The sequence below is a fragment of the Pseudosporangium ferrugineum genome, assembly GCF_003002065.1.
Classification (GTDB): Bacteria; Actinomycetota; Actinomycetes; order Mycobacteriales; family Micromonosporaceae; genus Actinoplanes; species Actinoplanes ferrugineus_A.
In genome coordinates this window covers 237,857-247,542 of the sequence record NZ_PVZG01000009.1, presented here as the reverse complement: position 1 = coordinate 247,542, position 9,686 = coordinate 237,857, and the positions used below count along the sequence as shown (strand labels likewise).

The 9,686-nt window shown below is 72.0% G+C and carries 12 protein-coding genes; all 12 read left to right on the top strand.

Annotated features, from left to right (window positions below; genetic code table 11):
* The first annotated feature begins 213 nt into the window (after positions 1 to 213).
* The 12 genes from CLV70_RS39180 (at position 214) to CLV70_RS20580 (ending at position 9,555) form a co-directional block, all read left to right on the top strand.
* Positions 214 to 678, top strand: coding sequence for a hypothetical protein (locus CLV70_RS39180; protein WP_146164111.1), 465 nt, complete (start codon positions 214 to 216; stop codon positions 676 to 678).
* A 237-nt stretch (positions 679 to 915) separates the two neighbouring features.
* The gene (locus tag CLV70_RS20630; protein ID WP_106128159.1) at positions 916 to 1,299 is read left to right on the top strand and encodes a hypothetical protein; all 384 of its coding nucleotides are present in this window, start codon (positions 916 to 918) and stop codon (positions 1,297 to 1,299) included.
* Between the two features lie 46 nt (positions 1,300 to 1,345).
* Entirely contained in the window at positions 1,346 to 1,675 is a 330-nt protein-coding gene (locus CLV70_RS20625; protein ID WP_106128240.1) for a PadR family transcriptional regulator, read from the top strand.
* Entirely contained in the window at positions 1,672 to 2,658 is a 987-nt protein-coding gene (locus CLV70_RS20620) for an HAAS signaling domain-containing protein (protein ID WP_106128158.1), read from the top strand. The genes CLV70_RS20625 and CLV70_RS20620 overlap by 4 nt, the downstream gene beginning before the upstream one ends.
* A gap of 32 nt (positions 2,659 to 2,690) precedes the next feature.
* Complete coding sequence (locus CLV70_RS20615; protein WP_106128157.1) at positions 2,691 to 3,029, top strand: LppU/SCO3897 family protein; 339 nt, start codon at positions 2,691 to 2,693, stop codon at positions 3,027 to 3,029.
* 14 nt (positions 3,030 to 3,043) lie between these two features.
* The gene (locus tag CLV70_RS20610; protein WP_106128156.1) at positions 3,044 to 3,781 is read left to right on the top strand and encodes a uracil-DNA glycosylase; all 738 of its coding nucleotides are present in this window, start codon (positions 3,044 to 3,046) and stop codon (positions 3,779 to 3,781) included.
* Between the two features lie 48 nt (positions 3,782 to 3,829).
* Positions 3,830 to 4,534 (top strand): DUF4129 domain-containing protein, encoded by a 705-nt coding sequence (locus CLV70_RS20605; RefSeq protein ID WP_106128155.1) that lies wholly within the window; start codon positions 3,830 to 3,832, stop codon positions 4,532 to 4,534.
* Complete coding sequence (locus CLV70_RS20600; RefSeq protein ID WP_106128154.1) at positions 4,531 to 5,136, top strand: hypothetical protein; 606 nt, start codon at positions 4,531 to 4,533, stop codon at positions 5,134 to 5,136. The genes CLV70_RS20605 and CLV70_RS20600 overlap by 4 nt, the downstream gene beginning before the upstream one ends.
* A 37-nt stretch (positions 5,137 to 5,173) precedes the next feature.
* On the top strand, positions 5,174 to 6,160 hold the full coding sequence (locus CLV70_RS20595; protein WP_106128239.1) for an AAA family ATPase: 987 nt from the start codon (positions 5,174 to 5,176) through the stop codon (positions 6,158 to 6,160).
* Positions 6,161 to 6,180: 20 nt separating this feature from the next.
* On the top strand, positions 6,181 to 7,524 hold the full coding sequence (locus CLV70_RS20590; protein WP_425440191.1) for a DUF58 domain-containing protein: 1,344 nt from the start codon (positions 6,181 to 6,183) through the stop codon (positions 7,522 to 7,524).
* A 1-nt stretch (position 7,525) separates the two neighbouring features.
* On the top strand, positions 7,526 to 8,089 hold the full coding sequence (locus CLV70_RS20585) for a hypothetical protein (RefSeq protein WP_106128153.1): 564 nt from the start codon (positions 7,526 to 7,528) through the stop codon (positions 8,087 to 8,089).
* Between the two features lie 110 nt (positions 8,090 to 8,199).
* On the top strand, positions 8,200 to 9,555 hold the full coding sequence (locus CLV70_RS20580; RefSeq protein WP_106128152.1) for an NAD(P)/FAD-dependent oxidoreductase: 1,356 nt from the start codon (positions 8,200 to 8,202) through the stop codon (positions 9,553 to 9,555).
* The last annotated feature ends 131 nt before the right edge of the window (positions 9,556 to 9,686 follow it).

The following is a 9,686-nucleotide window of genomic DNA, read 5'->3' as shown; positions in this document are numbered from 1 at the left end:
TCTGTCACGATCTCAACGGCATGGAATTCGGGCAGTCAATATTGGATGCTTCGGGCTGCGAATTGGCTCGTTGAATTTGCGCGAACACCGGGATTTGAGCATTCGATCCTGACTGAAGTCCGAGATGAGATGCTCATGTCAGACCTCGTGGGCGATGAGCTGCGGTCGAGGATTTGGTAATCGCTTTCGGAGCGGAGCGGAGCGGAGCGGGGCTTGGCGCTGGATCGCGTGCCGCCCCAGGTGGTAGCCGAGTTGCCAGGAGATGATGCAGTGGGAGAAATTCGATTTCCACTTCAATTCGACAGGCGTTTTCAGCTCTGGTCCTTCCATGTCAGCCACGGTGTGTTGCTTCTTCGGAGCAACAGTCGTCCTGGCTTGCCCGGGCGGGTGGACGTGATGTTCCGAGGCGTAACTGCGCTCCGGGTGCGAAATGAGTATGCGAATTTGTTGCTGGATCGCGTGCCGCTCGAGGAAGCAGCGAAAGTCGTCGGCGGCGACATCGATGCGGTGGAGCGGGATACGCATGTCTTCTCCCTCGGCGCCGCCGGCGGGCCGCCGGGCTTCGTCGTGGCGGGAAGTGCTCACTTCTCCGAAGACGATCTGGAATATGGCGAGCCGAGTTCGATCGATCACCCGCAGCTCTCGGCGCACATACTTCGATCCGGAGATTTCGGCTAGTCTCTCGGTGCCCTTTCCGGGTCGCGACCACCCAGGGCTCCAGAAGCTGGCTGGATAGCTGCAACTGAAAGATTGAACCTGCCGGTACCACGGCTGGGAGTGAGGTGCGAGGCAGCGGTGGATCTTTCGGCGTTCGGCGGGGCAGTGACTGGAATGATGCGCATCGGGTGCGTCGGGATTGCGCGATCTGTTCAGCAACCCGCTGCTCTGCGGTGTGGTGCGGTCGGAGCGGGCGGCATGACAACTTACCGATACCGGCTGCTGCTCGGCTCGTGGGGCATCAGCATCGATTTTGTGGCTGAGGCACGGCCGGCTGAGCACGGCGTACAGGTGACGTGGGACTTCGACGGGCCCGCGCTCGACGAGGAGCAGATGGCCGCGATCTCGGCCGGGATCGCCTTGCGGTCCGCCGAGATTCTGGCTGCCACGGGTGGCAGGCCGGTCGATGTGGTCGTGCGGTCGGTCCGCTACCCGGAGACGGACTACCAGGTGGAGGGCTTGACCGCGGCCGCCGCGGGTTGGGCCGTCGAGCATTTCTGCCTGCCGCCCGGGCCGCCGGCCGTGAGCTTCGATCGTTCGCGCAACCGGTACGTCTTCGAGTGGCCGGAGCCGGGCCGCTGACGCATCGATTGGACACTACTGCGCGAACCGCACTACTGTGCTGCCCGTGGATACGACCCAGCTGCTCAAGGGAGTGCTGGATCTCGCCGTTCTCGCCGTCCTGCGCGACGAGGACGGCTACGGCTACGACATCCTCCGCCGGCTGCGTACCTCCGGGCTCACCGAGGTCGGCGACGCCAGTGTCTACGGGACCCTGCGGCGGTTGTTCAACGCCGGGTTGCTGAGCACGTACGTCGTGCCCAGCGTCGAGGGGCCGCACCGCAAGTATTACGCGCTCAACGCCGCCGGGCGGGGGGAGTTGCAGCGGTCGGGCAAGATCTGGCAGGACTTCGCATCAACGATGGACGATCTGCTTCGCGAGCGGGAGACGGCGTGAAACCCACGGCTCAGGACGAGATCACCGCGTACGTGTTCGCGGTCCGCGCGGCCCTCGGCGATCTGCCCGAGGCGGTGCGGGAGGAGATGCTCCAGGACCTTACCGAGCATCTCACCGAGGTCATGGCGGACGGCGAGGGTTCGCTGGTCGACCGGCTCGGCAGCCCCGAGGTGTACGCCGCCGAGCTGCGGAACTCGACCCCCTTCGTGGGCGGTTTCCCGGACCCGCCGCCGGCCCGGCACAAGCCCTTCGTCGGCCTGCGCGACCAGGTGACGCCGAGCCTGAGCGAGAACCTGCAGAAGGTTCGCGAGCAGATCCTGCCGCCGCTGCGGGTGGCCGACGTGCGCCTGGGCAAGGTGATGGGCTACGAGCGGGCCAGCGACTTCTTCGCCCTGCTGCGCCCGGCCTGGTGGGTGCTGCGCGGCTATCTGGTGGCCATGATCCTCGCCGCCGCCCTCGACGACGGGGGGCAGCCGATCGGCCTGCTGCCGCGGATCGGCGGGAGCGACGCCGTGGCCCTGATGCTGCTGGCCGCCGCGGTGCTGGCGTCGATCTGGTTCGGGCGGCGGGTCACCCGGCTGCCGCGCTGGCCGCGCTTCGGGCTGTACGCGGGTTCCGCCGTTCTCGCGATGGTGGCGCTGGCGGGCTTCTTCGACGCGGACAGCACCAAGCGGGACTCGTACTATTCAGACGTCAACTATGACAACCCGTACAGCTCGGTGGAGGACGTCTTCGTCTACGACGCCGAGGGGCGGCTCGTCACCGGCGCCCGGCTGTTCGACCAGGAGGGGCAGCCGATCCACCTCGGCAACGCGTACTGCCACGACGAGCAGGGCACCTACGTCGACGCGGAGAGCGACGTCTATCCGTACTGTCCCAGCAAGGCGCCGTTCCTGATGCCGGGCGTGCGGCCCTCGGAGAGCTCCGAGCCCAGCGCGTCCAAGAGCGCGCGGGCCAAGCCGAGCGCGACGCCGTCGAGGTGAGCCCGGGCGGCTCGTGAGTCGTTGAAGGCTGCGTGAGACATCCGCGCCGCCTGGCCGCCGCCGTCGCCGCGGGCCTGGTCCTGACCGTCTGGGCCCTCTCCGGCGGCGGGGACGATGCCGAGGACGCCGCCGTCGGCGACTGCCTTGCCGCCACCACCGGCGTACGGATGGACGAGGACGCGGAGGCCGACGCGAGCGTCGTGGGCTGCTCCCAGCCGGCCGCGGCGTACGCCGTCGTCGGCCGGATCGACGGCGAGAACGACTCCCGCAGCCGATCGTGCGAGACCTTCTTCGCCGCGGACGAGGAGTATTTCGTCTACCGCGGCACGGCCGGCGACGGGTACCTGCTGTGCCTGCGGCGTACCGGCTGAGCGATGCTGGACGGGTGCTCAGCCGTACCCGTGAGGACGTCGCCGCCCACGCGGCCGCGGCGCCCGGACTCACCGTGCTCGACGCCGGCATCGCGGATTGTTTCGCCTGCCCCCGGCTGGTCGCGTGGCGTGAGGAGGTCGCCGTCACGAAGCGTGCCGCCTTCCGGGACGAGACCTACTGGGGGCGACCGATCCCGGGGTTCGGCCCGGAGGACGCCACCATCGCCGTGCTGGGGCTCGCCCCGGCCGCGCACGGCGGCAACCGCACCGGCCGGATCTTCACCGGCGACCGCTCCGGCGACGTGCTCTTCGCCGCGCTGCACCGGGCCGGCCTCGCGAACCAGCCGACCAGCGTCTCCGCCGACGACGGCCTCGCGCTGCGGCACACCCGGATCTTCTCGGCGGTCCGCTGCGCCCCGCCGGACAACAAGCCGCTGCCGGTCGAGCGGGACACCTGTGCGCCCTGGCTGCACCGCGAGGTGTCGCTGATCAGGCCCACGCTGCGGGTGGTGGTCGCGCTGGGCGGGTTCGCCTGGGCCGCGTGGTGGCCGGTCCTGACCAGCGTGTACGGCCTGAAGCCGCCCGTTCCGAGGCCCGCGTTCGGCCACGGCGCCCGGGTGTCCGTGGCCGGGGCGCCGGAGCTGGTCGGCTGCTACCACGTGTCGCAGCAGAACACCTTCACCGGCCGGCTCACCCCCGCCATGCTCGACGATGTGTTCGGCAGTGCGAAACGGCTCGCGGGCCTGGCATGATTCGTGTCCTGCCGATTTTCCCGCCGATCATGGATCAGGGCCTGAGCATTGGATCTCGCCGCACTGCGTCGCTGGTGGCCGCTGGCCGCCGTCCTCGCGCTGCTCTTCCTCGCCTCGCTGGCCGCCACCCGGTCGGCGCCGCAGCTCGAGCGCTTCAACCCGGACGCCGGGGCGGAGGCCGAGGTCAGCGCCGCGCCGCTGCTGCCGCCGAGCCCCGAGGCGATCGAGTCGTCCACCCCTGAGCCGGTCGAGGCGGCGCGCGGCCTGCCCGGCTGGGTCGGCACCGCGGCCTGGATCGTGATCGGCATCGCCGCCCTCATCGTGCTCGTGCTGGTCGTCTGGGCGGTGCTGCGCGAACAGCGCAAGCGCCGGGGCCGGCGCACGGGCCGCCGGGCCGGGCCGCGGGCGGAGGCGCGGACGGCCGAGGACCTGGTCGCGGCCCTCGACGCCGGCCTCCAGGAGCTGTCGGACACCGACCGCGACCCGCGCCGCGCCGTGATCGCCTGCTGGGTGCGCCTCGAGCAGGCCGCCGCCGCGGCCGGCACGCCCCGGCACGCCGGGGACAGCCCCACCGACCTGGTCGCGCGCCTCCTCGCCGAGCAGCGGGTCGAGGCGGCCGTGCTGACCCCGTTCGCCGGCGTCTACCGCCAGGCGCGCTACGCGACCCACACCGTGGACGACCAGATGCGCCGCCAGGCGGTGTCGGCGCTGGAACGGCTGCGCGCCGACCTCGGTGCGGGGGTGCCGTCGTGAGCCGCGATCCCGACGGCGGGCTCGAGGACCTCTTCGGCGGCGTCGCCGAGCAGCCCGCCCCGGCGGAGGAGGCCCCCGCCGCCGAGCAGAAGCCGCGCTCGCGGGTCGGCTGGGTGCTGCGCAACCTGCTGCTGGTCGCGGTGGCCACCGCGGTCACCGTCGCGGTGCTGCGCTCGCAGGGCATCAAGGTCTCCGTGCTCCTGGTGGTGGCGGCGTTCGTCGCGTTGCGGCTGCTCATGCTCGCGGTGTCGGAGGTGGCCCCGCCGCCGCTGCCGCGCCCGCAGAACAGGCGCGGCGAGGAGTCCGGCGACTACCGCTGGGCCGGCAATGACACGCTGCGGGTGGCCGTACGCCGCTGGGAGCAGCAACTGGACTGGTCGCGGGAGGACGGCGAGCGCTTCTCGCGTATCGTCCAGCCGGCGCTGGCGGAACTCGCCGACGAGCGCCTGCGGCTGCGGCACGGCATCACCCGCGCGTCGGATCCTCCGCGGGCGCGGGAACTGCTCGGCGAGCCGCTGTGGCAGATGCTCAACGAGCCGGGGCGGCGACCGCCGAAGACCCGGGAGCTGTCGGCGTACGTCGATGCGCTCGAGAAGATCTGAGAAGGGTGGATCGGTGACGGACGCGAGCGTGGAGGCCATGCCGCCCTATGAGGTGGGCCGGCTGGCCGGCGCGGTCCTCGAGTCGGTCGGCAGCGTGGTGGTCGGCAAGCGGGACGCCCTCGAGTTGGTGCTGGCCGGCATCCTGGCCGGCGGGCACGTGCTCCTGGAGGACCTGCCCGGGCTGGGCAAGACCCTGACCGCCCGCTGCTTCGCCCAGGCCCTCGGCCTGGACTTCCGCCGGCTGCAGTTCACCCCGGACCTGCTGCCGGCCGACGTGACCGGTTCCTTCCTGTACGACCAGCGCAAGGGCGACTTCGCCTTCCGGGCCGGCCCGGTGTTCACGAACATGCTGCTCGCCGACGAGATCAACCGGACGCCGCCGAAGACCCAGGCCGCCCTGCTGGAGGCGATGCAGGAGAAGCAGGTGTCGGTCGAGGGCGTCACCTACCGGCTCGACCCGCCCTTCCACGTGCTGGCCACCGCCAACCCGATCGAGTACGAGGGCACGTACCCGCTGCCCGAGGCCCAGCTGGACCGCTTCATGCTGCGCGTCTCGTTCGGCTATCCGACGCAGGACGAGGAGTGGGACGTGCTGCGCCGGCGCATGTCCCGCCGCCAGGAGGAGGCGCAGCTCGCGCCCGTGGTCAACGCCCGCACCCTGATGTCGATGCAGGCCGCGCTGGAGTCGGTGGCGGTCGAGGACTCGATCGGCCGCTACATCGTGGCGCTGACCGCCGCCACCCGCGAGCACGCCTCGGCGCTGGTCGGCTCGTCGCCGCGGGGCTCGCTGGCCCTGCTGCTGCTCGCCCGGGCCCGCGCGGCCCTGGCCGGCCGCGACTACGTGGTGCCCGAGGACGTCAAGGACGTGGCGGTGCCGGCGCTCGCGCACCGGATCACCCTGCGGCCGGAGATGTGGCTGCGCCGGGTCGACCCGTCGTTCGTGGTCCAGGAGGTGCTGCAGAACGTGCCGGCGCCGGCCAGTGGCGCGCTTCCGACGTACGCCGGCGGGTACGCCGAGCAGTGACCGTCTCCGAAGCGCCGCACCTGCGGGCCGCAGTGCCTCCGAACGAGGTCGCGGCCGAGGAGGGCTGGGCGCCGCCGGTGTGGGTGCCCACCCGGGCGCTGGGCCGTACGGTGCTGCTCACCGGCCTGTTGCTGGTGCTCGGCGTCGCGCTGGGCCGGGTCGACCTGGTGCTGCTGGCTGCCCCCTTCGCGATCGGCGCGGCGGTCGGGCTGCGCCGGATGCCGCGGTCGGCCCCCGAGCTGCGGATCGACGCGGACGAGGATCACATCGTCGAGGGCGGCGAGGTCGAGGCGTCGGTCACGGTCACCAACCCGGACGTCATCAACTACGACCTGGTGGTGGTGCGTACCCGCACGTCGCCGTGGCTGCGGCTGGAGGACGCCGACCGGCCCTTCGCGATCAGCGTGACCCCGGACGGCTGGACGGCCGTCGAGTTGCCCGGCACGGCGGTGCGCTGGGGCCGGCACGCCGTCGGCCCGGCCGCTGCCCGGGTGGCGGCGTGCGGCGGCCTGCTGGCCTGCCGCCCGGTGGTGGTGCCGGCCCGCGGCGTGCGGGTCTACCCGGAGACCGAGCCGTTCGCCGCCACCGAGGCGATGCCCGCGGCGGCCGGTCTGGTCGGCAACCACCGGTCGCGGCGGCCCGGCGAGGGCGGCGAGCTGGCCGGCGTACGCCCGTTCGCGCCCGGCGACCGGCTGCGCCGCATCGACTGGCGGGTGTCGCTGCGCACCCGCGACCTGCACGTGGCCTCGACGCTGTCGGACCGGGACGCCGAGGTGCTGCTGCTGCTCGACGTTCTCGGCGAGGCGGGCGCGTCCGGCGGGGTGAAGGGCAAGGCGTCGGTGCTGGACACGACCGTCCGCGCGGCCGCCGCCATCGCCGAGCACTACCTCCAGCGCGGCGACCGGGTCTCGCTCGCCGAGTACGGCTCGACCGCCCGTCGCCTGCGCCCCGCCACCGGCCGCCGGCAGTACCTCACGGTCCTCGAGTGGCTCCTGGACGTGCGGGCCGACACCACCGACCGGGAGCCGCACGAGCACGTCTTCGGCGCCCACAACGTGTCCTCGGACGCGCTGGTGGTGGTGCTGACCCCGTTGGTCGACCCGCGCGCCGCGGACATGCTGGCCGGCCTCGTGCAGACGGGCCGGTACACGGTCGCGGTGGACACGCTGCCGGAGGGCGCCGCGCCGCCGCAGCGCAGCGAGTGGACGCCGCTCGCCACCCGGCTGTGGCGGATGGAGCGGGAGAACGTGCTGGGCCGCCTGCGCGAGCACGGCGTGCCGGTGGTGACCTGGGCCGGGGCGGGCAGCCTGGACCTGGTCCTGCGGGACGTGGCGCGGCTGGCTTCCGCCCCGAGGGGACGCTGACATGCTGAACGGGATCGCGGGGCGGATCGACCGTACGCGGACGGCAGTGGCCCGGGCGACGCTCCTGCCCCTGCTGGTGCGGGCCGGCATCGGTCTCGCGTTCCTGGCGGCGATGCTGGTGGCGTGGCCGGCCACCCTGGTGGTGAGCCGTTACGTCGTCCTGCTCGCGGTCGCCGCGGTCTATCCGGCGTTCGCGCCGCGCGGCCGGGGCGTGACCCTGACCGTGCTGGCCGTCGTCGGCGGCTGGATCGTCGACACCACCTGGTACGACGCTCGCATCGCGCTCTGGCGGCTGCTGGTGATCGCGACCATGCTCTACGCCGGGCACTCGCTGGCGGCGCTCGCGGCGGTGCTGCCGTACGACGCGCTCGTCAACCCGGACGTGATCTCGTCCTGGCTGGTGCGCGCGGGCGTGGTGATCCTCGGCTCGGCCGTGCTGACCGTGGTGGCGCTGGGCCTGACCGCGGAACTGGCCGGTGGCGCGTTCGTCCTGGCGACCCTCGTGGGCCTCGCGGCGGCCGTCGGGGTGACCCTTCTGCTCGCCCGGCTGCTCCGGCGCCCATGACGTTCTCAGCGAAATGAAACCGAAATACCGGCGTTACGACCCTTGACTTCTGGACTTGTCCTTGGTCACAGAACCGGGCGCCGGGCCGCTCCGCGCAGGACAATGAATGCGTGAACCCGCAACGCATCGTGGTGGTAGGCGCAGGACACGTCGGTCTCTACGCGGCCCTTCGCCTGTCGAAGAAGCTCAACGCCCGCCGTGCCGAAGTGATCGTCATCGATCCCCAGCCGCACATGACGTACCAGCCGTTCCTGCCGGAGGCGGCGGCCGGCAACATCTCGCCGCGCCACTCGGTGGTGCCGCTGCGCCGCGAGCTGAAGCGGTGCCACATCGTCTCCGGTGAGGTCACGAAGATCGAGCACGCCCGCCGGACGGTGACCGTGCAGCCGATCGAGGGACCCATCAAGGAGATCGCATACGACCACATCATCGTCGCGCCGGGCTCGGTCTCCCGGGTGCTGCCCATCCCCGGCCTGCGCGACCGCGGCATCGGCTTCAAAACCATCGGCGAGGCCATCTACCTGCGCAACCACATCCTGGACCGGCTCGACGTCGCCGCCGCGACGCCCGACCCCGAGGTGCGCAGGGCGTCCCTGGCGTTCGTCTTCGTGGGCGGCGGCTACGCGGGCGTCGAGGCGCTGGCCGAGATGGAGGACGTGGTCCGCGACGGCCTCAAGTACTACCCGGAGCTGAAGCAGGAGGAGGTCCGGTTCGTCCTCGTGGAGGCGTCCAACCGGATCCTGCCCGAGGTCGGCCCGGAGATGGGCGCGTACGCGGCCCGCCAGCTCCAGAAGCGCGGCATCGACATTCGCCTCGAGACCCGCATGGAGTCCTGCGTCGACGGCGAGGTGCACCTCTCCGACGGCGAGGTCTTCCACGCCGAGACGATCGTCTGGACCGCGGGCGTCAAGCCGTCCCCGATGCTGGACCAGACCGACCTGCCCCGCGGCCCGCGCGGCCACCTCACCTGCCTGCCGACGCTCCAGATCGCCGACGGCGACAAGGTCCTCGACGGCGCCTGGGCGGCGGGCGACTGCGCCCAGGTCCCCGACCTGACCAACCCGGGCGCCTGGTGCTCGCCGAGCGCCCAGCACGCCGTCCGCCAGGCCACGGTCCTCGCCGACAACATCCGCCAGGTCGTCTACGGCGGCACCCCGAAGAACTACCGCCACAAGTACGCCGGCAGCGTCGCCAGCCTCGGCCTCTACAAGGGCGTAGCAAAGATCTACGGCGTCAAGCTCAGGGGCTTCCCGGCCTGGCTGATGCACCGCACGTACCACATGAGCCGCATCCCGTCGTTCAACCGCAAGGCCCGCGTGCTCGTCGACTGGACGCTGGCCTTCGTCCTGAGGCGGGAAGTCATCTCGCTGGGCCAGCTGCACCAGCCCCGCCAGGAGTTCACCCACGTCACCCCCCAGGTGACCGAGGACCGCACCCCGGAGCCGGTCGGAGCCGCCACCCGCTGACCCCCACGAACCCGGCGCCGGAGCCGGCGGCGGTGATCTCCGGGCCGGGTGCGCCGCTGACCGGGGCGATGCCGGCCCGGCCCGCCCGGTGGTTCACCGAGCGGGCCACTTGCCGTCCCACCCACCCCCGC

Excerpts from the sequence above, each read along its gene's own strand:
- CLV70_RS20630 (WP_106128159.1), top strand. The coding sequence starts at position 916 with ATGACAACTTACCGATACCGGCTGCTGCTCGGCTCGTGGGGCATCAGC.
- CLV70_RS20595 (WP_106128239.1), top strand. The coding sequence starts at position 5,174 with ATGCCGCCCTATGAGGTGGGCCGGCTGGCCGGCGCGGTCCTCGAGTCG.
- CLV70_RS20585 (WP_106128153.1), top strand. The coding sequence starts at position 7,526 with ATGCTGAACGGGATCGCGGGGCGGATCGACCGTACGCGGACGGCAGTG.